This is a genomic window from Pseudomonas sp. L7 (assembly GCF_046605565.1).
Classification (GTDB): Bacteria; Pseudomonadota; Gammaproteobacteria; order Pseudomonadales; family Pseudomonadaceae; genus Aquipseudomonas; species Aquipseudomonas wayambapalatensis.
In genome coordinates this window covers 1152792-1178765 of sequence record NZ_CP176784.1, presented here as the reverse complement: position 1 = coordinate 1178765, position 25974 = coordinate 1152792, and the positions used below count along the sequence as shown (strand labels likewise).

Sequence of the window (25974 nt, the reverse complement as noted above, 5' to 3'; positions counted from 1 at the left end):
CCGGGCAGTCAGCCTTGTGCTGGCTGCACCGGCCTCTTCGCGGGCAGGTCAGGCTTACCAGGCCATCGGTTCCCGCCCCAGCACCCGCACCTGCTGCGCCGGCACCCGCGCATGCCACTGCACCACCCCCAGCGCCTCGATCTGAAACTGACTGCGCACCGACCGCCCCTCTTCCTCGAACGAAAGCTGCAACAGGAAGAGCCCGCTGTTGAGCAACAACCCCTCGCTCAACCGGGCGAAGCTCTCGTCATCCAAAGCGCCCAGCGCCTGGCGTAACGCTCCTGCATCGACATAACCCGAAGCCGGCCGATTACTGATGATCCGGCTGAGCAGCGATCGGGAAAAGTGCCCCTCGTAGAGCGCCTCCAGCAACGGCAGGTGCTCCAGGTTCAAGGCATTGGCATTGAGCCGCCAGCCGCTGGTCTGCGGCAATGCGCACAGCATCGGATAACGCCCCTGGCGCCCGGCATCGGGCTCGAGCAGCAGGTTCAGTTCGCTCGGGTCGAGCATCGCCTGGTTGGCCGCCAGACGCGGTGGCTGCTGACGCAGGTACTGGCCGCTCTCGGCACCTTGCAGGCGCGTGTCGCTGTCAGCGTCCAGCCAATCGGCCAGGGCGTCGACCAATCGCTCGGCCGCCAAGTCGTCGCCGAGCAACCGGCGCAGCTGACGCTCGGCACGCTCGGCGTCTTCGCCCAGCAAGGCATTGACGTTGAAGCAGGTGTGCTGGTCGCGCACCCGCAGGCGTGCCTTGCCTGCCCCAAAGTCATACTCCAGCGCCTGGCCGCGCAGGGCCTGCCAGAACAGAGGGCTGGCGCGCCAGGCCGGATCGCGCAGGGCCTGGCTGGCATAGGCAAGGCCAGCCTGCTCCATCGCCCGCACCTGCACGCGCTGACGCAGCAAGCGCGTTTCATCGACCTGGCGACGCCCCTCCTCCACCAGCCAGGCCAGGCCCGCCGCAAGCATCGCCAGCGCCACCATCACCATCAGCAACGCTGCACCCTGTTGTCGCCCGCCACCCATTGCACCGCGCCTCTTCATCCGTGGAGGCGACAGTCAACACGGTGCGTGTTGCAAGCACATGGCAATGTTTCCCGACAGTCACGTTGGCGTCATCTGAAGCAGGCAGGATTGGCCTTCCTTTTCATGACCTTACAGGGGTTCTCACAAATGGGCGGTATAGGCATCTGGCAACTGGTGATCGTGCTGCTGATCGTTTTCCTGCTGTTCGGCACCAAGCGCCTCAAAGGCCTGGGCAGCGATGTCGGCGAAGCGATCCAGGGTTTTCGCAAGTCGATGGGCGGTGACGACAACAGCAGCGCATCACCCAGCGCACAGGTTCAACAGCAGCCAACGGATCGCCAAGGCTGATGTTCGAGATCGGTTTCAGCGAACTGCTGCTGGTTGGCGTCGTCGCTCTGCTGGTCCTGGGGCCCGAACGCCTGCCGGTGGCGATGCGCACCGTCGGGCGCGGCCTTGGGCAGGCGCGGCAGGCCATGAACATGCTGCGCGCCCAGGTCGAGCGGGAAATCGACATGCCAGCCCTGGATGATGCGGCGCTGCGCAAACTGGAGCAGGATATCCGCCAGGGTGTCAGCCTCGATGAAGCCCCCGCCAGGGAAGGTAGATCATGAGCTTCGCTATCCACGGAAGGTCGGCAATGCCGCTGACCGAACACCTGCGAGACGTACGCAAGCGCCTGGTGCGTTGCCTGCTGGCCATCGCCCTGGCGTTCGCCGGGTTGTTCCCCTTCGCCCAGACCCTCTACACCCTGGTCTCCGAACCGCTGCGCCGCTTCCTGCCCGAAGGCGCGAGCATGATCGCGACCAGCGTCACCTCGCCGTTTCTCACGCCCTTCAAGCTGACGGCCATGTGCGCGCTGTTCATCAGCATGCCAGTGCTGCTGCATCAGGCTTGGGGCTTCATCGCGCCGGGGCTGTATCGGCGGGAGAAACGCATCGCCCTGCCGCTGCTGGTGTCGAGCATCCTGCTGTTCTACGGCGGCATGGCATTCGCGTTCTTCCTGGTGTTTCCGATGATGTTCGGTTTCTTCGCCAGCGTGACGCCCGAAGGCGTGGCAATGATGACCGACATCAGCCAGTACCTGGACTTCATCCTCGCGCTTTTCCTGGCGTTCGGCCTGGCATTCGAGATTCCGGTGGCGACCTTCATCGTGGTCTGGGCAGGCATGACCGATGTTGCCAGCTTGCGCCGTAGCCGGCCCTACGTGATCGTCGGCTGTTTCGTGGCCGGTATGATCCTCACGCCTCCTGACGTGTTCTCCCAGACCATGCTCGCCATCCCGATGTGGTTGCTGTTCGAGATCGGCCTGCTGGCCTGCGGGGCCCTTCAAAACCGCTCCTGCCTTTCGTAGCGCCTACAGCGGGAGGCGTTGCCTGCTCCCTCTTGCACCACGCGGCTCACATGCTGGGGGCTCCGTCAGTTGATGAGTCCCCAGCATGATCCCACTAAGTCTGCACACCCGCTTCGCTCTTGATCGACTCACCGAAATCAGCCGGCCACTCTCAGCACAGGCCTTTCGCGAAATGCTCATCCCTGTGTTCGGTGACGACCTGCCAGACAGTTGCTACCAGCAGCTGCAGGACGCACTGCGCGACGGCACGTTGAGCAACCCTGTACACCAGGTCAGCCAACAGGTGGCGGGCAAAGCCTGCTACGACAATGCCACGCGTATCATCCACCTGCACCCCGAGGTGATCGCTGGCGCGCTGCTGCAGCCACAGGCAGCCTGTGAACTGGCGACCATCCTGCTGCACGAGTTCGGTCATCACCTGGACAACCTTCTGCGCCAAGACTTCGCGAAAGGCCTGGACGATGGCTTAGCCTCGGTGGCCGAGGATGCAGAACTCGAGGAAGGTGCGCGCTTCGCCTACCTGATCGGCTGCATGGAGTCAGGCCCGAGCGGTGATCTGCCGATCGCCCAACTGACCGAAGCAGGCCGAACCATCACCCTGCGAGCCGATGACCAGGCCATGCGCATGTTCATCCGCCAGAGCCAGGATGAACATGCGCAACGCGCCAACACCAATGAAGGCAGCACCGAGGGCTTTTCTGCGGGCAAGGGCGACAAGAAAAACCCTGAAATGTCCTGGGGGCATGAGTCGATCGAGGAAGACCTCAAGTACGCCGGGTTCAATGAGCAACAACGCAAGGCGATCTATTTCGGCAACTGGTTGCGCGACTACTCGCAGTTGCTCGATCCCAAGCTGGTCCGCGCCGAGGACGCGCCCAAAGAGTTCCCGCGCAAGCTCTCCCGGAAAGTCCTGACCCAACTCGTAGACCTGCTGGCGCTCAAGGCATTCCCCAGCCTGCAATCCACGCCGCAAGAGCGCGCGCACTACGTGATCACACCGCAGATGCTCGGGGTGTATCGTCCTACCGAGCACATCGACAATCCCTACAACCCCAGCCCGTCAGTGACTGATCCGCGCACCATCGATGCAGACTTCGAGCCGCCTGTGGCACAGGACGATCCGCGGTTGCAGGTCGATCCGGATACGTCCATGAAGCGCCAAATCTTCAGTTCCGTCGATTACATGTGCGGACGACTACGCGAGGCAATGGCGGCCGGCCCGACCCCTGAGGGCATGCGCAAATTCGGTGCAGCACTACACGTGCTGGAAGATTACTTCGCCCACTCCAACTACGCCGAATTGAGCCTGCACAAGCAGGGTCACGACACTGTACTGACCTGGACCGCACAAGCCGACTGCAAGCACGGCTGGCCCATTGTCACTGGCATGTTCGCCGGTAGCGATGTGATAGCCAGCCTGGCCGAGCCGATGGCCAAAGTACTCTTCGCGCCCTCCGGCGACTTCGAGAACATCACGCCAGGGCAACGCTCGGACACTGAACTGGCGCTGCTGATCCTGCTTCAGGATCACCCCGATCCGCAGTGGCAGGAACACCTGAACAGTGCACTGGAAATTCGCGATACATTGGCGGACCTTCCCGGGTTCAATGTGGCGAGGCGCGTTTCCTGGATCACGGGCTCACCGCTGCGCCTTGCAACCGACCTGCCCAAGATCGGCTATCGCGCCATCCTCAACCTGATCGGCAACTCGGTCGACGATATCCAGACGTACAGGATGGGCAATCCCATGCTCACCGGTTCGACCAATCCGACCCACTCCCAGCTTGCCAAGGACCATGACGTGCATCCGCTGCATACCTTGGCCACTCTGATGGCCCGGGTTGCGGTGCGCGATGTCGGCTTCGCCATGTACAAATACTGGCAGGGCGGCCGGTTGCGCGATCCGGTCAAGGTAGCGCGCAGCTACTTTACCCACCCCAATGACAGTGAGTGGCAGGACGAGCTGGTCAGCAAATGGGCTAGCGAGCATCCCAAGGAAATCCAGAAATCCAGCAACCCAGCCGTCTTCGAAGAGCTCCATCACCATCATGAGGCGCCAGCGGTGGATGAAAGCGCCTGGGAACGTCTGAAAGGGCTGTTCAGTTAAAACCTGTAGAAACGACAAGCCCCGGCAGGAGACTGCCGGGGCTTGTCGGTTTGCAGCAGCGAAACTTCAGCGCATTCAGACGTCGAGCAAAGGCCAGACCTCATACGCCGGCGTTTCATAAGGATGGCTCTGCTTCAATGCAGCAACCACCTGACGAACCCGCTCATCGGCCACCACCAGCTCCACCTTCCACTCCTCCACCACCTCGACCTGGCCAACCTGCCCGAGGAATGGCTGGCTGCCATCCAACGGGCGGAACTGACCCTGGCCAAGTGTCTGCCAGGCACAGTGATCGTAGTCACCGATACGTCCGCCTCCAGCAGCGAACACGGCGGCCTTGACCACTTCGACATGGCTGGCGGGGACGAAGAAGGCGAGCTTGTGCACCGCTTAGTTCACCCACACCCGCGCGTTGCGGAACATGCGCATCAGCGCGGCGTCTTCCTGCCAGTCATCCGGACGCCAGGAGTTCTGCACGGCGCGGAACACACGCTCAGGGTGCGGCATCATGATGGTGACGCGACCGTCGCGGCTGGTGAGGCCGGTGATGCCCCGTGGCGAACCGTTCGGGTTGGCCGGGTACTGCTCGGTGACCTTGCCGTGGTTGTCGACGAAACGCAGGGCCACGCAACCGGACAGGTCGGCTTCCAGCAGCGCCTCTTCGCTGGCGAACTCGGCATGGCCTTCACCGTGGGCGATGGCGATCGGCATGCGCGAACCGGCCATGCCCTGCAGGAAGATCGAGTTGGACTTCTGCACCTCGACCATGGCTACACGCGCTTCGAACTGCTCCGAGCGGTTGCGCACGAAGTGCGGCCAGTACTCGGTGCCCGGGATCAGTTCGTGCAGGTTGGACATCATCTGGCAACCGTTGCACACGCCCAGGGCGAAGCTGTCGGTACGCTCGAAGAAGGCCTGGAAGGCATCGCGGGCACGGCTGTTGAACAGCGCCGACTTGGCCCAGCCTTCACCGGCACCCAGTACGTCGCCGTAGGAGAAGCCACCGCAGGCGACCAGGCCCTTGAAGGCTTCGAAGTCGACACGACCGGCGAGGATGTCGCTCATGTGCACGTCGATGGCGGCAAAGCCTGCACGGTCGAAGGCCGCAGCCATCTCGACCTGGCCGTTGACGCCCTGCTCACGCAGGATCGCCACTTGCGGCCGCACACCCTTCTTGATGTAAGGCGCGGCAACGTCGTCGTTGACGTCGTAGCCGAGCTTGACCGACAGGCCTGGATTGTCCTCTTCGAGCAGGACATCGAACTCCTGGTCGGCGCAGTCGGCGTTGTCGCGCAGGCGCTGGATCTGGTAGCTGGTCTCGGCCCACTGGCGCTGCAGCATGCGGCGGTCATCGTCGAACAGCACTTCGCCGTTCAGGCTGATGGACACCTCACCGTTGTTGACCGGCTTGCCGATCACCGCGACGCACTCCTCGCCCAGGCCGGCGGCGCTGAACTGGGCCAATACGTCCGGAGTGGCGTCCTGGCGAACCTGGATGACCGCGCCCAGCTCTTCGTTGAAGAGGATGGCCGGCACGTCGCCCTTGCTGTCGGTCAGCGGATCGAGTTGCAGGTCGAGGCCGCAATGACCGGCGAAGGCCATTTCCAGCACGGTGGTGACCAGGCCGCCGTCGGAACGGTCGTGGTAGGCCAGCAGGTGACCGTCGGCGTTCAGGCCCTGGATCACGGCGAAGAACGCCTTGAGGTCTTCGGCGTCGTCGACGTCCGGTGCCTGGGCGGCGATCTTGCCGTAGGTCTGGGCCAGGATCGAGGCGCCCATGCGGTTCTTGCCGCGGCCCAGGTCGATCAGGATCAGGTCGGTTTCACCCTTGTCCATGCGCAGTTGCGGGGTGAGGGTCTTGCGGATGTCGGTGACCGGGGCGAAGCCTGTGATGATCAGCGACATCGGCGAGGTGACGCTCTTCTCGACGCCCTCTTCGCTCCACTTGGTCTTCATCGACATCGAGTCTTTGCCGACCGGAATGGTAATGCCCAGCTCGGGGCACAGCTCCATGCCGACAGCCTTGACGGTGTCGTACAGGCGCGCGTCTTCACCCGGGTGGCCGGCAGCGGACATCCAGTTGGCCGACAGCTTGATGTCGGACAGCTTGTCGATGCGCGAGGCGGCCAGGTTGGTGATGGTTTCGCCGATGGCCATGCGCCCGGACGCCGGGGCATCCAGCAGTGCCAGCGGTGTACGCTCGCCCATGGCCATGGCTTCACCGGTGTAGACGTCGAAGCTGGTGGCGGTGACGGCGCAGTCGGCCACCGGCACCTGCCACGGGCCGACCATCTGGTCGCGGGCGACCAGGCCGGTGATGGTGCGGTCGCCGATGGTGATCAGGAAGCTCTTGCTGGCCACGGCCGGGTGGCTCAGCACGCGCTGCACAGCCTGGTCGAGGTCCAGCTCGCTCGGGTCGAAATCATCGCCCAGCTCGGCTTCGCGAGTGACCGAACGGTGCATGCGCGGCGGCTTGCCCAGCAGCACGTCGAGCGGCATATCGACCGGCGTGTTTTTGAAGTGGCTGTCGGTGACAGTCAAATGCTGTTCTTCGGTGGCCTCGCCGACCACCGCGAACGGGCAGCGCTCACGCTCGCAGATGGCCTTGAAGCGCTCGAAATCGACGGCGCTGACGGCCAGCACGTAACGCTCCTGCGATTCGTTGCTCCAGATTTCGTGCGGGGCCATGCCCGGCTCGTCGTTGGGCACGTTGCGCAGCTCGAAGCGGCCACCGCGGCCACCGTCGTTGACCAACTCCGGGAAGGCGTTGGAGATGCCGCCGGCACCGACGTCGTGGATAAAGGCGATCGGGTTGGCGTCGCCCAACTGCCAGCAGCGGTCGATGACTTCCTGGCAGCGGCGCTCCATTTCCGGGTTTTCGCGCTGTACCGAGGCGAAGTCCAGGTCAGCCGAGCTGGCACCGGTGGCCACCGACGAGGCAGCGCCGCCGCCCAGGCCGATCAGCATGGCCGGGCCACCGAGCACGATCAGCTTGGCGCCAACGGTGATCTCGCCCTTCTGCACGTGGTCTTCGCGGATGTTGCCCATGCCGCCAGCGAGCATGATCGGCTTGTGGTAGCCGCGTACTTCTTCACCGTGCGGGGTGTTGATGGACTGCTCGAAGGTGCGGAAGTAACCGGTCAGGGCCGGACGACCGAATTCGTTGTTGAACGCAGCGCCGCCCAGCGGGCCTTCGATCATGATGTCGAGGGCGTCGACGATACGCTCCGGCTTGCCGTAGGCCTGCTCCCATGGCTGCTCGAAGCCCGGGATGCGCAGGTTGGAGACGGTAAAGCCGGTGAGGCCGGCCTTGGGCTTGGCGCCCCGGCCGGTGGCGCCTTCGTCGCGAATCTCGCCGCCGGAGCCGGTGGAGGCGCCGGAGAACGGGGCGATGGCGGTCGGGTGGTTGTGCGTCTCGACCTTCATCAGGATGTGCACCGGCTCCTGCACCGCACCGTACTGGCGGGTTTCAGGGTTCGGGAAGAAGCGGCCGGCGACGTTGCCGACGATCACCGAGGCATTGTCCTTGTACGCAGACAGCACACCTTCGTTGTGCATCTGGTAGGTGTTCTTGATCATGCCGAACAGGCTCTTTTCCTGAGCCTGGCCGTCGATGTCCCAACTGGCGTTGAAGATCTTGTGGCGGCAGTGCTCGGAGTTGGCCTGGGCGAACATCATCAGCTCGATGTCGTTCGGGTTGCGCTTGAGCCCCAGGAAAGCGTTGACCAGGTAGTCGATCTCATCTTCGGCCAGGGCCAGGCCCAGGTCGACGTTGGCCTGGGCCAGGGCGGCGCGGCCACCTGCGAGAATGTCGACCGAGGTCATCGGCTTGGGCTGGGCGTGGCTGAACAGGTCAGCGGCCTGTTCCAGTTGCGTCAGCACGCGCTGGGTCATGCGATCGTGCAGTTCGGCCGCGACCTGCGCGGCGTCGGCGTCGCTGAGCGAGCCGGCAACGTAGTAGGCGATGCCGCGCTCCAGGCGCTGGATCGACTGCAGGCCGCAGTTGTGGGCGATGTCGCTGGCCTTGGAAGCCCAGGGCGAAATGGTGCCCAGACGCGGCACGACCAGGAACAGGCGGCCGCTCGGCTCCTGTACCGGCACGCTCGGGCCGTACTTGAGCAGACGCCCCAGCACCTGCTGCTGGTCGGCGGTCAGCTCGCCGTCGACGTCGGCGAAGTGGGCAAATTCGGCATACAAACCAGTAACAGCGGGGACTTTCTGGCTCAGTTGCTCGAGTAATTTACCGTGGCGAAAGGCAGAAAGGGCAGGAGCGCCGCGCAGGATCAACATCGTCGGGACAGCCTCAGGAAGGGGTGTGCTTAGAGGCCGTGCATTCTAGCCTAATTCGACGGCTTTCGGCACCCGCCAGAGGGCAATGCTGCCGGGCGGCGGAACCGGACCTGAGGGTCAGAATTCTGCCGGGTTGGCTTGGGGGATTTTTCGCCTGTTGAGCGCCAGGCTTGAAGGGTTTTTCGTCCGAAAGATCGAGCGCCGCCCGCGCGGCGCTTCGCGGGCGGCGCTCGATCTTTCAGACACCCTCCCTCCAAAGACATGTACCTCCCAGCTCCCCCACCCTCCAAAGGCATACACCTCCCCGCCCCACCACAACCCGCGCCTCCCCCTCGCAACCCAAAACCCGCTACCAGACAAGCTACCGGTTGTCGAGATATGGCGCGGGCGGTCCTTTGCGTATACTGCAACCTATGTTCGCCCACACTGCTTTGCGCCAGCGCTGCGCCAGATGGCTCTTCGCAACCGGACTCTTGCTGATGCTCGGTGCCTGTGTTGAAAAACCCAGCACCCTCGAGCGCGTGAAGGAGGACGGCGTGCTGCGCGTCATAACCCGCAACAGCCCGGCCACCTACTTCCAGGACCGCAACGGCGAAACCGGTTTCGAATACGAGCTGGTCAAGCGTTTCGCCGACGATCTCGGCGTCAAGCTGGAGATCGAGACCGCCGACAACCTCGACGATCTCTTCGACCAGTTGGGCAAGCCTTCCGGCCCGGTGCTGGCCGCCGCCGGCCTGGTCAGCAGTGAGCAACGCACCACCCAGGCGAAGTTTTCCCACCCGTATCTCGAAGTCACCCCCCAGGTCATCTACCGCAACGGCCGCTCCCGCCCCACCGAACCCAAGGACTTGATCGGCAAGAAGATCATGGTGCTCAAGGGCAGCAGCCACGCCGAACAGCTGGCCGAACTGAAGAAACAGTATCCGACGCTTGAATACGAAGTGTCCGACGCCGTGGAGGTGGTCGACCTGCTGCGCATGGTCGACGAAGGCCAGATCGACCTGACACTGGTCGACTCCAACGAGCTGGCGATGAACCAGGTGTACTTCTCCAACGTGCGCGTGGCCTTCGACCTGGGTGATGCCCGCGACCAGCGCTGGGCCGTGGCGGCCGGCGAAGACAACAGCCTGCTCAACGAGATCAACGAGTTTCTCGACAAGGCGCAGAAGAACGGCACGCTTCAGCGTCTGAAAGACCGTTATTACGGCCATGTGGACGTGCTTGGCTACGTCGGTGCCTACACCTTCGCCCAGCACCTGCAGCAGCGCCTGCCCAAGTATGAAAAGCACTTCAAGAGCTACGCCAAGGTCGAGCAGGTCGACTGGCGGCTGCTGGCGGCGATCGGTTACCAGGAATCGATGTGGCAGCCCGAGGTGACCTCCAAGACCGGCGTACGCGGCCTGATGATGCTGACCCAGCGCACCGCCCAGGCCATGGGCGTGTCCAACCGGCTGGACCCGAAGCAGAGCATCATGGGTGGGGCGAAATACTTCATGCTCATCAAGGAGCAACTGGACGACAGCATTCAGGAGCCGGACCGCACCTGGTTCGCCCTGGCCGCCTACAACGTCGGCAGCGGCCACCTCGAGGACGCCCGCACACTCGCCAAGCGTGAAGGCCTGAACCCGAACAAGTGGCTGGACGTGAAGAAGATGCTGCCGCGCCTGTCGCAAAAGCAGTGGTACAGCAAGACCAAGTATGGCTACGCCCGCGGCGGCGAGCCGGTGCACTTCGTGGCCAACATCCGTCGCTACTACGACATCCTCACCTGGGTGACCCAGCCGCAGCTCGAAGGCCAGGTGGCCGAGGGCAACCTGCATGTGCCGGGGGTCAACAAGGACAAGCCGGCGGAACAATCACCGCCGATGTGACATCCCGCCTCCCGTTGTAGGACCGCAGGTCCCTGTGGGAGCGGGCTTGCCCGCGAAAGGAACACCGCGATGCATGGCACCGGCTACGCCGGTGATCGCGGGACAAGTCGGGGCGCCGAACCGCCGCTCCCACAGGGATTGGGCTGGCCTTTAGATTTTGAACAAGACAGTTGCTCCTACAGGGATCGTGTCAGCTAAGCTTTGGCCCGGCGCGCCTTGAAGAAATCGCTGAGGATCTGCCCGCACTCCTGCGCCATCACGCCTCCCTCCACCATCACTCGATGATTCAAAAAGCCCTGGGTGAAGAACTGCCCCTGGCTCTGCACCACCCCGGCCTTGGGTTCCAGCGCCCCATACACCACCCGCTCGATTCGCGAATGGACGATCAGCCCCGCACACATGCTGCAGGGTTCAAGGGTCACATACAGGGTGCTGCCCGGCAGCCGGTAGTTGCTGACAGCCTTGGCCGCATCGCGGATGGCGACCATTTCGGCGTGGGCGCTGGGGTCACTGTCGGTGATGGGCCGGTTGAAACCTCGGCCAATCACCTGCCCCTGCTGCACCAGCACCGCACCTACCGGCACCTCGCCCAGCAAGGCGCCTTCAGCCGCCAGTTCCAGGGCCAACTGCATGAATGCCTGATCGCCGCTGCGATCGATGATCCGCGGACGCATCAGACCACCGCGATCGCGGCCATCAGGCCGGTTTCCATGTGGTCGATCACATGGCAGTGGAACATCCAGGTGCCCGGGTTATCCGCCACCAGCGCCACCTGGGCACGTTCGTTCTTGCCCAGCAGGTAGGTGTCGGTGAACCAGGGCTCGGTGATCTTGCGGCGATTGGAGGCGATCACCTTGAAACTCATACCGTGAAGATGGATAGGGTGCTGGTACTGGGTCATGTTCTTCAGCTCGAAGATATAGCTGTTGCCCTTTTTCAACGTGGCGATCGGCCGGTCGGCGCAGGTCTTGTCGGTGATGTCCCAGGCCTGGCCGTTGATCTGCCACAGACTCGGTGGCTTGCCATTGTCGGTGTTCACCGAAACCTTGCCCGCCCACTCGAAATTGAAGTTCAGCTTCTCGGCGTTCTCCAGGTCCGGCTCGGCGATCGGGTTCGGCGGCAACGCCTTGGGCCAGTCGCCCGGCGCCTCGCTGCTGGCGACCGAACGCAATGTGCCCAGGCGCACGAAACCGTCGCGCAGGGAAATCTCCTCGCCGGCCTCGGGAATTCGGATGGCCAGGCAGATGCGCATGCCGGGGCCCAGCCAGTACTCGTCCTCGAGCGGCCTCGGGGTCACTGGGTTGCCATCGAGCGCATAGACCATCGCCTCGTAGTTGCCCTTGAGGTTGATGCGGTAGGTCCAGGTGTTGTCCAGGTTGAGCAGCCGCACGCGCACCACTTGGCCCGCAGGCAACTCGGTGACTGCCTCGGCCTTGCCGTTGATGGTGATCAAGCGGCCAGCCGTGCCATTGCGCGCCGCTTCGCGAGGCACACTGAATGGCATGAATTCGCCCTGTTCGTCCACGTGCCAGGTCTTCAGGCTCAGGGTGCGTTCATGCCGGAAACCCGTCGGCTCGCGCTCCTCGACGATCAGCGGCCCGACCAGGCCGCGCCCCAGCTCTTCGGAGCTGCTGACATGCGGGTGATACCAGTAGCTGCCGGCATCCGGCACACGGAACTTGTAGTCGAAGAACTCGCCCGGCTTGACCGGCAGTTGCGACACATAAGGTACGCCGTCCATTTCCAGCGGCAGGCGGATGCCGTGCCAATGGATGGTGGTTTCCACCGGCAGGTGATTGATGAAGCGTACCCGCAACCAGGTGCCCTGGCGCACCCGCAACTCGGTGCCCGGTGCCGACGGCCCGAAAGCCCAGGCTTCGGTCTTGAATCCGGGGACCAGCTCGACATCCAGGGGCGCCGCGATCAGCTCGTAGTCGTGCCCGGCATTGTCGTCCTCGACCTTGCCCAGCCAGTAGCGAGCCGCGCCTCCGGCGCCCAGGCCAACCACGACGAGGCCGGTGAGGCCCTTGAGCATTTGTCGACGGGTAAAGGACATACGTGCAGGCACCTCGTTTTGCGCAATCAAGCTGCCAGCACCGCTGGCAATGAAGGGCGAATACGATACACCTGCAATTGAGAAAGATTAAGTGAACTGTTGTCGCGCTGCTGCACCAGGCCGGCTTCAGCGGTATCGAGATGGTCTATTGCGCGCTGTCCTTCAAGGGCTGGGTGGCCTATCGTGGCTGACACGCGGGAACGCGAGGGTGAAACAGGTCGAACCCTCGCTGCTTTCGGCCCAGCAGTGCCCCTGGTGCAATTGCATGATCGACCGCACGATCGACAGGCCCAGCCCACTGGACTGTGACGAATGCTGGCGCGAGGCATCGACCCTGTAGAAACGTTCGAACACGCTTTCAAGGTGCTCAGGCGCAATTGCCTGCCCACGGTTACGCACCTGGATCAACACCTCATCGCCCTGCTCACCGGCGGTCACCTCGATGACACTGCCCGGCTCGGCAAAGCGCACCGCATTGGCCAGCAGGTTGGCCAGTGCCCGGCGCAGCAACGCGGCGTCGGCCCAGACCGTGCCTTCGCCATGCCATACCAGCCGCACGTCGCGCTCGCAGGCGAGGTCTTCGAAGTAATCGCACAGACGCCCCAACTCCTGGGCCAATTCAAGCCCGGTGCGATCGATGGGGTGGTCGGCATGTTCGGCGCGGGCCAGGAACAGCATGTTGTCGATCATCCGCGACAGCCGTTGCAACTCTTCGAAGTGCGAGCCCAGCAGGCGCTGGTAGTAATGCGGTTCACGCACCTGACCAAGGCCGACCTCAGTCTGGCCCAGCAGGTTGTTGATGGGTGTACGCAGGTCGTGGGCCATGTCGGCACTGACCTGCTTGAGCTGCTCGAAACCGCGTTCGAGCCGCGCCAGCATGGCATTGAACTGCTCGATCAGGGCATCCAGCTCGGCGGGTGCATCGTCGCGCTGCAGCCGCTGCGACAAGGTGCCGACGCCAATGGTTGCCGTCTGGCGCGCCAACCGGCGCAGTGGCGACATGCCGCGGCGGGCGAGCAGATAGGCCAGGGCTGCCGCCAGCACGGCCATCACCGACGAGAACAAGATGATGTTGTCGCGGTACTCGCGCAGGATGCGGGTGCGCTCGGTCAGCAAGCGCCCCGACAGAATCTCCAGCGCCGCGCCGCCACCCGGTGGCGCGCTGAGCACTGCGGTATAGATGAAAGGCGTGCCATCGGCGGTGGTGCTGCGCTGCACCGCGTCCAGCCCCAGCGCGTCCCCGGCGGGCAGAGGCGTGACCTGCGGCACTTCGCGGCGCCCTGGGTTGACCTCCAGCAGTGGCGCCCCGGCGACCGGCCGGATAACCAGCAAGGATTCGGTATTGCCCAGCATGTTGGCAAACAGCTGCGGCTTGTCACGCACCAGTTCTCGGGCGTCCATGTCACGCAGCAAGGTACGGATCTGCTCGACGCGGGTCAGCAGCGCGCCGTCGTCACGCAGCGCCAGTTGTTGCCCGAGTGCGACATACAGTGCGCCGCCCAGCAGAGCCAGGGCGACGAAGGAAAAGGTTGCCAGCAATACCGCCAGCCGCACGGTCAGCGACAGGCGCCTCATGCCTCGAGCTCGCAGCGATAGCCAACGCCGTGCACGGTATGGATCAGGCGCACCGCAAAGGGTTCGTCGACTTTCTGCCGCAGGCGCCGCACCGCGACGTCCACCACATTGGTGTCGCTGTCGAAATTCATGTCCCACACCCGCGACGCGAGGAAGGTGCGCGACAGCACCTGCTCAGGATGCTGGAGAAAACACGCCAGCAACTTGAACTCCTTGCTGGTCAGGTCGATGCGAATGCCTGCGCGTTCGCAGCGGTGCTTGCCGAGATCCAGGCGCAGGTCGCCGGCGAAGTCGTTGACGAAGGCATTTTCGCTGAGCATGCCGTAACCGTCCGCCGACCACTGCAGGCCAGCCCCAGCCGGCGCTGCCGGGAAGCGCTTGGTCAATGCAGGGTAGTCTTCGCCCGCTTCCGGGGCACGGGCGGCGATGTAGACCAGGCCTTTGACCTTTTCGGCATCACCGGCCTGGCTGATGACCATGCCGCCGTAGGAGTGACCGACCAGGATCACCGGGCCGTCCTGCTGGGCGAGCGCCCGATTGACGGCCGCGACGTCGTCGTCGAGCGAGGTGGTCGGGTTCTGGACTGCGGTCACGTGCAGGCCTTTGGCTTGCAGCAGCGGAATCACCTTGGACCAGCTGGAAGCATCGGCGAACAGGCCGTGAACCAGCACGATGTTCTTCACTTCCTGCGGCGCGGTATCGGCGGCCCAGGTAGAGGTGGCGCCGAAAGCAGCGCCGGCGAGTGACAGGGCAAGGACGAGCGAGCGGAGTTTCATGGGTGTTCCTCTGGGTGCGTACGGGAGTGAGCTCACTGTACGAAGCCAGGGGAAACCGGGGCATGACCCGGTCATTACAAAAGAATGACGGAGCCGGGCATGCCGGTTCGGGCCTCATCGCGGGACCAGCCCGCTCCCACAGAATGGACTGCCCCCAAGAAGTTGGACACCAATCCAACCTTTGGGGGCAGTTCAGAGGCACCATGATCTTGCGCCTGTGGGAGCGGGCTGGTCCCGCGATAGGGCCGGATCAGGCTACACAACTCCCACCAGCAGGTGCACAACCCCACCCGCCAGCACCATGACCCCGGGCACACCGGCCGCCTTCAGCGCGCCCTCGTCCAGCCGCGCCGGGTCCAGCAACTGCACGCGCACGCGGGTCAACGCGACGCGCTGCTGCGACTTGAGATTCCCCGCCCCACCCAATGCCGCCAGCACGTCTGGCAACAGCTCACCGACCGCCGCCGGCGCGGGCTCCTCGGCAATCAGGTCCGGCGTCAGCGCCTTCCAGAATGCCCGTTGCAATTTCTCGAACATGCTCAGCCCTCCACGGCCAATGAGGTTTCGACGTCACGTGCCTGATAGCCGCGCAGGGCTTCGCGCACCTGATCGGCCTCCTCCAGCCCCAGCACCTGACGCGCCAGTTGCTGGCAATCCTGCAGGTCCATCTCGCGTACCCGGGCCTTGATGGTCGGAATCAGCGGTACGCTGACCGACAGTTCGTCCACCCCCAGCCCCAGCAGCACCGGCACCGCCAGCGACTCCGACGCCAGCGCGCCACACACCCCGACCCACTTGCCATGGGCATGGGCCGCCTTGACCGTGGTGGCGATCAGGCGCAGCACCGCCGGGTGGAAACTGTCGGCCTGGCCGGCCAGGCGCGGATGGTCGCGGTCCATGGCCAGGGTGTACTGGGTCAGGTCATTGGTGCCGATGGAGAAGAAATCCACCTCAGGCGCAAACACATCGGCCATCAGCGCCGCCGACGGCACCTCGATCATGATTCCCAGCTTGGGCAGGTTCGCCAGGCCGAGGGCATGCGCTTCCTCCTGCAGGATCTTGCGGGCCTGGCGCAGTTCCGAGAGCAGGCTGACCATCGGCAGCATGATGTGCAGGCGAGCCACGCCTGCACTGGCGAGGATGGCGCGAAACTGCTCGCGCAACAGTTGCGGGCGCTCCAGACACAGGCGGATACCGCGCAGACCGAGGAAGGGGTTCTGTTCGACCGCCATCGGCACATAGGCCAGCGGCTTGTCGCCGCCGACATCCAGGGTGCGCACCACCAGGTTGCGCTCCGGGCCCAATGCCTGGGCGATCGCGCTGTAGGTATCGGCCTGCTCCTGCGGGCTGGGCGCACGGTTGCGGTCCAGGTAGAGAAACTCCGAACGCAGCAGGCCGACGCCTTCGCCGCCCAGCTCCACCGATTGTTGTGTCTCCTGCTGCGAGGCGACGTTGGCCGTCACCTCGATCCGATGCCCATCCCGGGTGATCGCAGGCGCCTGTGCCTGCTGCAGGTCCTGGGCGCGCCGCAGGCCCTGTTGCTGGCGATCGATACGCTGGCGCTCGATGGCCGCGGGGTCCGGGCTCAAGAGCAACTCACCCTTGTCGGCGTCGAGCAGCACCTGAGTCCCATCGGCCAGCGCCAGCACGCTCGCTGGCACGCCACAGATCGCCGGCAGCCCCAGCGCCCGGGCGAGGATCGCCACATGGCTGGTCGCACCACCACCAACGGTGACGAAGCCCAGCACCTTGTCGGGGTCGAGGCTCGCGGTCTGCGACGGGGTCAACTGCTCGGCCACCAGGATCGCCTGCTCGGGCAGGGTCCAGGCGCTGTCCGCAACGCCAAGGATCAACTTCAGCACCCGCTGCCCGACATCCGTGAGGTCGGCGGCACGCTCGGCGAGCAAGGCACTGCCCAGCCCTTGGAACAGCGCACCGGTGGCCAGCGTGGCATGGTTCCAGGCGAACGCCGCGCTCTTGCCCTCGCCGAGCAATTGATGGGCCTGCTCAAGCAGGGTCGGGTCTTCCAGCAGTTCCTGGTGGGCCCGGAAGATCTCGGCCTGGGCCGCGCTGCCCGCTTTGGCTTGCATCGCCTGCAGTGCAAGATCGGCCTCTTGCAGGGCGCGGTCGAGCGTGGCGCGCTCCAGCGCCTGCCCGGCACCCGACTCGCTGATCGACAGCTCAGGCTCGACAACCTGGACTACCTGTCCAAACGCCGAGCCGGGCGAGGCGCAGACGCCACGCAACAGGGCTTCCTGTTCGCTGTCCGCCAGCACCTGCTGCCCCTCGTCAACAACGCTCACCGCTTCGCCACAACCTTCCAGCAACAGTGCGGTCAATGCGGCGAGCGCTGCTTCGGCATCCTCGCCTGCCGCACTGACCTGCACGGCATCCCCCTGCGAGGTCTGCAGCGCCATGATCGCCACCAGCGACTTGGCATTGGCGCTCTCGACGCCCTTGTGCAGGCAGATGCTCGCCTTGAAACCCTTGGCCGCCTGGGCCAGCACCGCCGCCGGACGCGCATGCAGGCCGTTGGCATTGGGCAGCATGAGTGGCCGGGTGAACAGTGCCTCACCCTCCTCCTCTTGCGCCTGCTGTTCACCCGCCTGCAGGGCCACACGCAACACCGGCTGCGCCTGTTGCACCAGGCTGCCGTCGTCGGCCAGCACGGTGAACGGCTCGCCACTGACCACCAGCATCAGCGTCAGCAAGCTGCGCGCATGCAGGGCGATATAGTCGGCATCGAACTCGATCAGTGGTTGCCCTGCCTCGACCCGCTGGCCTTCCACGACCAGGCGGGTGAAGCCCTTGCCCGCCAGGTTCACGGTGTCCAGGCCGACATGCAACAGCACCTGCACGCCCTGGTCATCGGTGATACTGACGGCATGGCCGCTGTCCTGGATATTGCTGACCGTGCCTGCGAGCGGCGCACAGAGCACCGAGGAAGTCGGATCGAGGCACAGGCCATCGCCGACCAGGCGGCTGGAGAAGGCAGGATCGGGCACCTTGTCCAGGGCAAGCAGCACCCCGGACAGGGGAGCCAGCAGTTCCAGCGGTTGGGATGAGGTCATGACGTCACCTGCTGTCGTGTTCTTGAAAGTCATCGGAGCGGTCTACTTCCACCAGTACTCGATCTGCACACCGACGTTGGCGCCATGGCGCGCGGTGCCGTACGAGCCGGTATCGGACAAGGCGGAACCCGCCGCCAGTTCATTGGCTGCACGCTTGGCCGCCTCGTTCCAGGTGGCGTAGGTGTAGTACAGGCGGATTTCCGGGCGCGCCCAGAACTCGGGGCCCTTGGGCGACCAGGTCGGGGCGAAGGTGAACTTGCTGAGCTTGCGGGTACCGCCGCTGGCATCGATCTGATCATGCCCCAGCTCGGCCACCAGCTTGAACTGTTCGCTGATGGCATAGGCCGGGCGCACGCCCAGCGACATCCAGGTCTGATCCTGGCTGCCAGGGCGGATATCCTTCTGGTAGACGGCCTCGACCTGGCCACCGAAGCGCGGCGTCACCTGCCAGTCGAAGAACTCCACCACCCGGTAGCTCTTGCTGCTGTCGTCCAGTGCGGTATTGCCGGTGTAGCCAAGGCCGGTGCCCGGCCCTTCGCCGTACTGCAGGGCGAACTTGTTGCGGCCACCAAGGAAGGGTTTCTGCACGTGCTGCGCGGTCATCGCCCAGCCAGTATGGGTGTCGCGACCTCCGGCCTTGTCGATGTAGCTCAGGCCCAGTTCCAGCTCGCCATCAGGGTTGGTCTTGAAGCCGGCGACGTTGAAGTCGTGGCGGGTGGCGTATTCCTTCTGGTACAGGTTGTCCTTGCGCGAGATCGCGTAGCTGTACCTGAGGTCGCCGATCTTCACATCCTCGATCCCGCCGCCCGTGGCGCTCTGGTTCCAGTAGTAGAAGTCGGAAATGTGGATGTCGTTGCGCTTGTAGTAGCGCCGCCCGGCCCAGATCGAACCCCCATTGAGGCTGGGCAGGTTCGACCACTGCGCATACATCTGCGGCATGCGCGCGCTGCCGTGGTCGTCGCCCTGGAACTGCAGCGAGCGGTCGTACTTGTTGTACAGCGAGGCCATGGCATCGACGCTCAGCACCGAACCGTCGTCGAAAGTCAGCAGGTCCTGGCGCAATTCCAGCTCGGCGTACTGCTCGCACTCGTTGCCCAGGCGGTACTTCGAAGGCGCACCCGGCAACTGGAAGCACTGCTGCGGACCACTGCCGGTGGAGGTGCCGGCGCCGCTGCGCAGGTAGCCGGCAAACTCCAGGGCCTGGGCGGCAACGGGAACACAGAAACAGGACGCGACGAGGCCGAGCTTTATTGTTGTTCTCATGAAGCACTCCGGTATTTTTATTATGGTGTTCCAGCCCCCCGCACTCCCGGACGGGGGTATTGCAAAGGCTCAGTCCTTCAGGTGCAGCACGAACGATTCGTAGGGCCGCAGAGCAATGCTGGCGGTACGCTGCGGGCAGTCGGCGTAATTGCTGATCAACACGCGCTGCTCGGTGCCATCGACAATCAGGCCGTCCGGTAGACGGATCTGGCAGGGGTTGGCGTAGAAGTTGTTGAGCACCAGCAGGCGCTCGCCCTGGCCCTCGCGCAGGTAGGCCCAGACGTGCGGGTGGTCGTCCAGCAACAGGCTGTACACCCCGTCCTGGATCAGCGGCTCACGACGGCGCAGGGCGATCAGCGCGCGGTAGTGGTGCAGCACCGAGTCGGGATCGTCCAACTGCTGCTCGACGTTGATCTGCGCGGCATTGGCTGCAACACCGATCCATGGCTCGGCGCTGCTGAAACCGGCGTGCGCCCCGGCAGTCCACTGCATCGGCGTACGGCCGTTGTCGCGCGACTTCTGCATGATCGCCGCCATGCTGTCGGCTTGTGAAACCCCGGCATCGCGCTTGAGGCGGAAGATATTCAGCGTCTCGACATCGCGGTACTGGTCGATGTGCTCGAAGCCCGGATTGGTCATGCCCAACTCTTCGCCTTGGTAGATGAAGGGCGTGCCCTGAAGGAAATGCAGCGCGTTGGCGAGCATCTTCGCCGACACCACGCGGTATTCGCCGTCGTGGCCGAAACGCGAGACCACCCGCGGCTGGTCGTGGTTGCACCAGAACAAGGCGTTCCAGCCGCCGCCGGCCTGCATGCCCACCTGCCAGTCGGAGAGGATCCGCTTTAGCTGCAGAAAGTCGAAGTCGGCCTTCACCCACTTCTGCAGGTTGGGATAGTCCACCTTCAGGTGATGGAAGTTGAAGGTCATCGACAACTCCTTCGACGCCGGGCTGGAATAACGCACGCAGTGCTCCAGGGTGGTCGAGGACATCTCGCCGACGTTGATCAGGTCGTGGCCTTCGAAGACTTCGCGGTGCATTTCCTGGAGGTAGTCGTGCACGTTCGGGCCGTCGGTGTAGAAACGTCGGCCATCGCTGTGGTCTTCGGGGAAGTCGGCGGGCTTGGAGATCAGGTTGATCACATCCAGGCGGAAGCCGCCCACGCCCTTGTCGCGCCAGAAGCGCATCAGCTTGTACACCTCGGCGCGGACCTTGGGGTTGTCCCAGTTGAGGTCGGCCTGGGTGTGGTCGAACAGGTGCAGGTAGTACTGGCCGGTCTGCGCTTCGTATTCCCAGGCCGAACCGCCGAACTTGGATTCCCAGTTGTTCGGCTGGTCGCGCCAGATGTAGAAATCGCGGTAAGGGTTGTCGAGGCTGCTGCGTGCCTGCTGGAACCAGGCGTGCTCGATCGAGGTGTGGTTGACCACGATGTCGAGCATCAGCTTGATGCCGCGCTTGCCGGCCTCGCGGATCAGCAGGTCGCAATCGTCCATGCTGCCGTAGCTGGGGTCGATGGCGTAGTAGTCGCTGATGTCATAGCCGTTGTCGCGCTGGGGCGAGCGCAGGAAGGGTGTCAGCCACAGGCACTCGACCCCCAGCCACTGCAAGTAGTCGAGCTTGTCGACCACGCCAAGCAGGTCACCGGTGGCGTTACCCCCGTGGCTGTGGAAGCTTTTCGGGTAGATCTGGTAGATCACCTGGTGTTGCCAGTCTTGCATGGTGGATTCCTCGACGACGGTTGCAGGGTCAGGCGACGCGATAGCCTGGGCGGACGATCTTCACGCTCAGCGCGCAGGTCAGGACGAAGGGCACGACAATGGCCACGAACATGCCGAGGACGAAGATCGGGATGTACTGCGGAATGATCGAGATGAAGCCCGGCAGCCCGCCCACCCCAATGGCCGAGGCCTGCACCTTGTTCAGCGACAGCACGATGCTGCCCAGGGCCGAGCCCAGCAGGGCGGCGTAGAAGGGAAACTTGAAGCGCAGGTTGACGCCGAACATGGCAGGCTCGGTGATGCCGAAATAGGCCGAGATCGCCGAGGTCGAGGCCATGCTCTTGTCCCGTGCGTTGCGGCTCATGTAGAACACCCCGAGCGCAGCGCTGCCCTGGGCCAGGTTGGACATGACGATCATCGGCCAGATGAAGGTGCCACCCTGGGTCGAGATCAGTTGCAGGTCCACGGCCAGGAACATGTGGTGCATGCCGGTGATCACCAGTGGCGCATAGAGCATGCCGAAGATCGCCCCGCCGACCATGGGCGCCAGGTCGAACAAGGTCACCACGCCCTCGGTGATGAGGATGCCCAGGTGGCGGGTGACCGGGCCGATGATCGCCAGCGCCAGCACGCCGGTGACGACGATGGTAGTGATCGGCACCACCAGCAGCTGGATGGCATTCGGCACCCGGGCGCGCAGCCATTTCTCGATCACGCTCATTACGTAGGCGGCCATCAGAATCGGCAGGATCTGCCCTTGGTAGCCGACCTTCTCGATCTGGAACCAACCGAAAATATCGAAGTACGGCAGGCTCTGGCCGTCGAGACCGGCGACGGCCTTGCCGTAGTTCCAGGCGTTGAGCAAATCGGGGTGCACCAGCATCAGGCCCAGCACGATGCCGAGGATCTCGCTGCCGCCGAAGCGCTTGGCCGCCGACCAGCCAACCAGCGCCGGGAGGAACACGAACGAGGTGTTGGCCATCAGGTTGATCAGGCTCCACAGCCCGTCGAGATTGGGGTACGCCTCCAGCAGCGTCTTGCCCTCGATGAACATGCCCTTGGCGCCCATCAGGTTGTTCACGCCCATCAGCAGGCCGGCAATGATCAGCGCCGGAAGGATCGGCATGAACACATCGGAGAACACCCGAACCAGGCGTTGCATGGCGTTGGCCTTGTCGCCACCGGTTTTCTTCACGTCGGCGATGGTCGAGGCCGCCATCCCGGTTTCCTGGCGCAGCGCGGCATAGACCCGCTCCACTTCGCCGGGCCCGATGACGATCTGGAACAGCCCGCCGGTAAAGAACGAACCCTTGACCAGGTCGATGCGGGCGAGCGCGGCGCGGTCGACCTGGGCCGTGTCCTTCACCGCCAGACGCAGGCGGGTCACGCAATGGGCAGCTTGTTCGAGGTTGTCGCGGCCCCCGAGGCTCTCGAGAAGGTCGCGGGCAATCTGCGGGTAATCGTGGCTCATGCTTGTTCTTCCATTCTTGGAATTCTTGTTATGCAGAGTTCTGTGGCAGCACGCCGAGAGCAAAAGTACTCGTACAGACGAGTTAAAGCAACAACTCGTCTGTACGAGTTGTAAAATGTCATTTTCAACCGGGCACAACGACACCTCGGCCATGGACAAAACGGCCCCGGCCCCCTTAAGGTTCCTGGCTTGAACGCGGACGCGGCACAGAGCCATCTCATGAGCAAATACAACCAGATCTACAGCGATCTGCTTGCCAGCATCACCACCGAACGCCTTGAGCGCGGCACCCGCCTGCCCTCGGAAACCGAGTTGATGGACGCCTATCAGGCCAGCCGCGGCACCGTCCGCCGGGCCATCGAGCAACTACAGGAGCGCGGCTTCGCGCAGAAGATCCACGGCAAGGGCACGTTCGTGCTCTCACCCAACCCGATCGAGTTCCAGCTCGGCGGCATCGTCAGTTTTCACGAGACGCACCTGGACCTGGGCGACGATGTCGGCACCGAAGTAGTGGAGTTCAGCCAACTGCCGCTCGAAGGTGCCCTGCTGCAGCACATCGAAGCCGAACCCGGCAGCCTGATCACCCGCATCAAGCGGGTGCGGCGCATCGATGGCAAGCGGGTGATCCTGGACATCAACCATTTCGTTGCCGACCTGATCCCAGGGCTGGACCAGGCGATTGCCGGGCAGTCGATCTACGCCTACATCGAGCAGACCCTGCAACTGCAGATCAGCTACGCCCGCCGTACCATCGAGGCGCAGCCTCGCAGCAAGGACGACAAGGCTCTGCTCGACCTGGACGGGCAGAGTCACGTGATCGTGGTGAGCAACCAGACGTTCCTGCAGGATGGGCGGCAATTCGAGTACACCGAGTCGCGGCATACGCTGGACAAGTTCTACTTTTCGGATATTGCGCGAAGGTAGGTTGAATGAACGCGCCTGTAGACGGCCCATCGGCAGAGCAACAACTCAGGTCCACCAAAATGAATCTTCCAATCGTAGATACCTTCACTCCCGCCTTTGAAGATTGGGAAACACGGGACCCTACTGTGCAAGAAGCACTACAGGCAGGCAGTTTCCATCATCGCGTTCCCGTCAGACTAAGGGCGACGGTGTCCAATGCTGTCGAGGCGGCATTCTTCGCCGCGCAGGGAAAAGACAATGCCTTACGGAATTTCATAAATAGGCGCCTTGATGAAAGTTTGGCGTTTACTGCCTGGCGCAAAGCAATGCCATCGTCAACGCCCACCGAATTGTCCCGCTATCGAAACTCTTTTCCCTTCTACGACCTTGAAACAGTATCCGCGCAAATCAATGCCCTGAAACAACGGCTGAGCGAAGGTCAATACCTGTTCCATGGAGGACTCTGGCCAGGCGCAGATAGCCTCATCACAAACCGTCCTCTTTCTACGTCTCTATGCCCCCAGGTGGCACTGAGCAATGCGTACCATAACGCCAAAGCCTTTGATGCTGGGCGAATCGATTTGTGGGTACTGCGTGTCACGGCTCCTCGAAGCCATGCCTTTGTCTTCAAACGAAAGGGAACAAACCTTGGGCATGAAAACGAGGTGCTATTTGCCGAAGGCGCCCATTTGAGCTTGGTGTCCGAGCACATTGCGTGCACTGATCACTGCGTAGGGAAATATGGTTATGCCGACAAAAGGATACCTGTGTACGTCATGAGCATTAATATCTCGTAACGCTCGGCTCCAGCGACGGGCAGGTGTTCCCAAAGCCGGCCAATGAGTTCAAAGGATCAATAAAAAGGGCGCCTTTGCGGCGCCCTCTTCACATCATTCCCACTCGATCGTCGCCGGCGGCTTGCTCGACACGTCGTAGGTCACCCGCGAGATCCCGTCGATCTCGTTGATGATACGGCCGCTGACAGTCTCCAGCAGCTCATACGGCAGGTGCGCCCAGCGTGCGGTCATGAAGTCCACGGTCTCGACGGCGCGCAGCGCGACGACCCAGGCGTAGCGACGGCCATCGCCGACGACGCCGACCGATTTCACCGGCTGGAACACCACGAATGCCTGGCTGGTCTTGTGGTACCAGTCGGCCTTGCGCAGTTCTTCGATGAAGATGTGGTCGGCACGACGCAGGATGTCGGCGTACTCTTTCTTCACTTCCCCGAGGATGCGCACGCCCAGGCCCGGGCCCGGGAACGGGTGGCGGTAGACCATGTCGTACGGCAGGCCCAGCTCCAGGCCGATCTTGCGCACTTCGTCCTTGAACAGTTCACGCAGCGGCTCGACCAGCTTGAGGTTCATTTCCTCCGGCAGGCCACCGACGTTGTGGTGCGACTTGATCACGTGGGCCTTGCCGCTCTTGGCGCCAGCCGACTCGATCACGTCGGGATAGATGGTGCCCTGGGCGAGGAACTGGATGTTTTCCAGTTTGCTGGCTTCGGCATCGAACACGTCGATGAAGGTACGGCCGATGATCTTGCGCTTCTTCTCCGGGTCGGCCTCACCGGCTAGGTTGTCGAGGAACTGCTGCTCCGCATCGGCACGGATCACCTTGACGCCCATGTTCTCCTTGAACATGGCCATCACCTGGTCGCCTTCGTGCAGGCGCAGCAGGCCGTTGTCGACGAATACGCAGGTCAGCTGGTCGCCGATGGCGCGGTGCAGCAGCGCGGCAACCACCGAGCTGTCGACGCCGCCAGACAGGCCCAGCAGGACGTTGGCCGAACCGACTTGCTCACGCACCTGGGCGATGGCGTCTTCGACGATGTTGGATGGGGTCCACAGGGCTTCGCAGCCGCAGATGTCCTGGATGAAGCGCGAGAGGATGCGACCACCCTGCTTGGTGTGGGTCACCTCCGGGTGGAACTGCACGCCGTAGTAGCCGCGGGCATCGTCGAACATGCCGGCGATCGGGCAGCTCGGGGTGCTGGCCAGCACGTGGAAGTCGCCCGGCATCTGGGTGACCTTGTCGCCGTGGCTCATCCACACGTCCAGGCCCAGTACGCCGTCAGCGTCGACATGATCTTCGATGCCGTCGAGCAGGCGGCTCTTGCCGACCACATCGACGCGGGCGTAGCCGAATTCGCGCAGTTCGGAACCTTCGACCTTGCCGCCCAGTTGTTCGGCCATGGTCTGCATGCCGTAGCAGATGCCCAGCAGCGGTACGTTCAGGTCGAACACCGCCTGCGGTGCACGCGGGCTGTTGGCTTCGTGGACCGACTCGGGGCCACCGGCCAGGATGATGCCGCGCGGGTTGAAGGCGCGGATCGCTTCATCGTCCATGTCGAACGGGTGCAGTTCGCAGTAGACACCGATCTCGCGCACGCGGCGGGCGATCAGCTGGGTGTACTGGGAACCGAAATCGAGGATCAGGATTCGGTGAGCGTGAATGTCGAGGGCCATGACTCAATCTCGTCAGTGGAAATCGGAAACGACGCG

The 25974-nt window shown here is 63.6% G+C and carries 20 protein-coding genes; 7 read left to right on the top strand and 13 right to left on the bottom strand.

Annotation, left to right across the window (positions count from 1 at the left end):
• Positions 1–54: 54 nt before the first annotated feature.
• Positions 55–1020 carry a type II secretion system minor pseudopilin GspK gene (gspK, locus tag ACK3BK_RS05630; protein ID WP_411383883.1) on the bottom strand — a complete coding sequence of 322 codons (966 nt, stop codon included), beginning with the start codon at positions 1018–1020 and terminating at the stop codon, positions 55–57.
• A gap of 147 nt (positions 1021–1167) precedes the next feature.
• On the opposite strand from gspK, the gene tatA reads away from it, so the two are divergent.
• The 4 genes from tatA (at position 1168) to ACK3BK_RS05610 (ending at position 4478) form a co-directional block, all read left to right on the top strand.
• Positions 1168–1368 carry a twin-arginine translocase TatA/TatE family subunit gene (tatA, locus tag ACK3BK_RS05625; RefSeq protein WP_411383882.1) on the top strand — a complete coding sequence of 67 codons (201 nt, stop codon included), beginning with the start codon at positions 1168–1170 and terminating at the stop codon, positions 1366–1368.
• Positions 1368–1631, top strand: a complete 264-nt coding sequence (gene tatB, locus ACK3BK_RS05620) for a Sec-independent protein translocase protein TatB (protein ID WP_186711438.1) — start codon at positions 1368–1370, stop codon at positions 1629–1631. Before tatA ends, tatB begins: the two co-directional genes overlap by 1 nt.
• Entirely contained in the window at positions 1628–2371 is a 744-nt protein-coding gene (gene tatC, locus ACK3BK_RS05615; protein WP_411383881.1) for a twin-arginine translocase subunit TatC, read from the top strand. The genes tatB and tatC overlap by 4 nt, the downstream gene beginning before the upstream one ends.
• 85 nt (positions 2372–2456) lie before the next feature.
• Positions 2457–4478, top strand: coding sequence for an HET-C-related protein (locus tag ACK3BK_RS05610; protein ID WP_411383880.1), 2022 nt, complete (start codon positions 2457–2459; stop codon positions 4476–4478).
• Positions 4479–4553: 75 nt separating this feature from the next.
• Here ACK3BK_RS05610 and ACK3BK_RS05605 read toward each other — a convergent pair whose 3' ends face one another.
• Positions 4554–4865, bottom strand: a complete 312-nt coding sequence (locus tag ACK3BK_RS05605; protein ID WP_186668766.1) for an NGG1p interacting factor NIF3 — start codon at positions 4863–4865, stop codon at positions 4554–4556.
• Between the two features lie 3 nt (positions 4866–4868).
• Complete coding sequence (gene purL / locus ACK3BK_RS05600) at positions 4869–8768, bottom strand: phosphoribosylformylglycinamidine synthase (RefSeq protein ID WP_411383879.1); 3900 nt, start codon at positions 8766–8768, stop codon at positions 4869–4871.
• Between the two features lie 413 nt (positions 8769–9181).
• On the opposite strand from purL, the gene mltF reads away from it, so the two are divergent.
• Positions 9182–10639, top strand: coding sequence for a membrane-bound lytic murein transglycosylase MltF (mltF, locus tag ACK3BK_RS05595; RefSeq protein WP_411383878.1), 1458 nt, complete (start codon positions 9182–9184; stop codon positions 10637–10639).
• A gap of 194 nt (positions 10640–10833) precedes the next feature.
• Here mltF and tadA read toward each other — a convergent pair whose 3' ends face one another.
• The 9 genes from tadA to treP form a co-directional block, all read right to left on the bottom strand.
• The gene (tadA, locus tag ACK3BK_RS05590; RefSeq protein ID WP_411383877.1) at positions 10834–11313 is read right to left on the bottom strand and encodes a tRNA adenosine(34) deaminase TadA; all 480 of its coding nucleotides are present in this window, start codon (positions 11311–11313) and stop codon (positions 10834–10836) included.
• On the bottom strand, positions 11313–12695 hold the full coding sequence (locus ACK3BK_RS05585; protein WP_288374389.1) for a multicopper oxidase family protein: 1383 nt from the start codon (positions 12693–12695) through the stop codon (positions 11313–11315). Before ACK3BK_RS05585 ends, tadA begins: the two co-directional genes overlap by 1 nt.
• Positions 12696–12857: 162 nt before the next feature.
• The gene (locus tag ACK3BK_RS05580; protein WP_411383876.1) at positions 12858–14270 is read right to left on the bottom strand and encodes a heavy metal sensor histidine kinase; all 1413 of its coding nucleotides are present in this window, start codon (positions 14268–14270) and stop codon (positions 12858–12860) included.
• Positions 14267–14953 (bottom strand): alpha/beta fold hydrolase, encoded by a 687-nt coding sequence (locus tag ACK3BK_RS05575; protein WP_411384445.1) that lies wholly within the window; start codon positions 14951–14953, stop codon positions 14267–14269. The genes ACK3BK_RS05580 and ACK3BK_RS05575 overlap by 4 nt, the downstream gene beginning before the upstream one ends.
• A 348-nt stretch (positions 14954–15301) precedes the next feature.
• Positions 15302–15583: a PTS transporter subunit EIIB gene (locus ACK3BK_RS05570; RefSeq protein ID WP_186668777.1), complete on the bottom strand. Its 282-nt coding sequence runs from the start codon at positions 15581–15583 to the stop codon at positions 15302–15304.
• A 2-nt stretch (positions 15584–15585) separates the two neighbouring features.
• The gene (gene ptsP, locus ACK3BK_RS05565; protein ID WP_411383875.1) at positions 15586–18117 is read right to left on the bottom strand and encodes a phosphoenolpyruvate--protein phosphotransferase; all 2532 of its coding nucleotides are present in this window, start codon (positions 18115–18117) and stop codon (positions 15586–15588) included.
• A gap of 42 nt (positions 18118–18159) precedes the next feature.
• The gene (locus ACK3BK_RS05560) at positions 18160–19380 is read right to left on the bottom strand and encodes a maltoporin (protein WP_411383874.1); all 1221 of its coding nucleotides are present in this window, start codon (positions 19378–19380) and stop codon (positions 18160–18162) included.
• A gap of 69 nt (positions 19381–19449) precedes the next feature.
• Complete coding sequence (gene treC, locus ACK3BK_RS05555) at positions 19450–21096, bottom strand: alpha,alpha-phosphotrehalase (RefSeq protein ID WP_411383873.1); 1647 nt, start codon at positions 21094–21096, stop codon at positions 19450–19452.
• A 28-nt stretch (positions 21097–21124) separates the two neighbouring features.
• Positions 21125–22567 (bottom strand): PTS system trehalose-specific EIIBC component, encoded by a 1443-nt coding sequence (treP, locus tag ACK3BK_RS05550; protein WP_186668785.1) that lies wholly within the window; start codon positions 22565–22567, stop codon positions 21125–21127.
• A 219-nt stretch (positions 22568–22786) separates the two neighbouring features.
• Here treP and treR point away from each other — a divergent pair, with 219 nt between their 5' ends.
• Entirely contained in the window at positions 22787–23491 is a 705-nt protein-coding gene (gene treR / locus ACK3BK_RS05545) for a trehalose operon repressor (protein WP_411383872.1), read from the top strand.
• A gap of 5 nt (positions 23492–23496) precedes the next feature.
• Positions 23497–24267, top strand: coding sequence for a hypothetical protein (locus tag ACK3BK_RS05540; protein ID WP_411383871.1), 771 nt, complete (start codon positions 23497–23499; stop codon positions 24265–24267).
• A 93-nt stretch (positions 24268–24360) separates the two neighbouring features.
• On the opposite strand, the gene guaA is transcribed toward ACK3BK_RS05540, so the two are convergent.
• Entirely contained in the window at positions 24361–25938 is a 1578-nt protein-coding gene (guaA, locus tag ACK3BK_RS05535; RefSeq protein ID WP_186711287.1) for a glutamine-hydrolyzing GMP synthase, read from the bottom strand.
• Positions 25939–25974: the final 36 nt, after the last annotated feature.